The sequence below is a fragment of the Haloferax sp. Atlit-6N genome (assembly GCF_003383195.1).
In the GTDB taxonomy this organism is placed as follows: Archaea; Halobacteriota; Halobacteria; order Halobacteriales; family Haloferacaceae; genus Haloferax; species Haloferax gibbonsii.
Genome location: NZ_QEQJ01000061.1, coordinates 1 through 694 on the forward strand (window position 1 = coordinate 1; position 694 = coordinate 694).

Here is a 694-nt window from a genome sequence, read left to right on the forward strand (position 1 = left end):
GAAGGACTTTAGTGCATCTCGACTGGATTCGGTCGACACTACGACACGAGAGGGGAACACCGAGGAACAGTCCACTGAGGTCGACGAACGGTTAGAGGCACTAGGGTACAAGTGACTGATTCCCAAGATCCGAATTCCCTCCGGATTCTCCAGTTAGCAGAGGATTTCTATCCGAAGACGTCCGGTGGAGCCTTTACTGACTGGAATTTCGCAAAGCTGAGTGCCGAACGCGGTCACCACGTCACCGTTTATACACCTCGGACCTCTGAAACACCCGAACGGGAAACCGTTCACAACGTCGAAATCAATCGGCCATATCGTGCTACTCCGGCCGACAACCATCCGAACTCGGCATACGGTGTCCTCCACCGACTGGTGTTTATTTTGTTGCTCACCGTGCGACTGACCTATGAGATGCGTCACACCAATTACGATGTGATCTACTCGACGAACCATTTACTCCATCCGACCGCGAAACTGGTCGGACTACTCTATGGGGTACCTGTCGTGAACTTCGTCGGGTACTCCCCGAGCGAACGGACCGAACTGCATCCACTGGACTTTCGAAATCTCTTCGAATTCGTGATCTTCTCGCTGTTTATGGGGCGCTTCGTCCTCTGTCGAACCCCACGTGTTCGCGATCGAATCGAGAAGTGGTCGCGGTCCTCAGTTGAACTGATACACGGGATCATTG

Annotated in this window: 1 protein-coding gene; it reads left to right on the forward strand. The window is 53.2% G+C overall.

The window, feature by feature from the left end; genetic code table 11:
• Positions 1-111: 111 nt before the first annotated feature.
• The coding region (locus tag DEQ92_RS21135; RefSeq protein ID WP_147299539.1) for a glycosyltransferase at positions 112-694 on the forward strand (583 nt) is incomplete at its 3' end.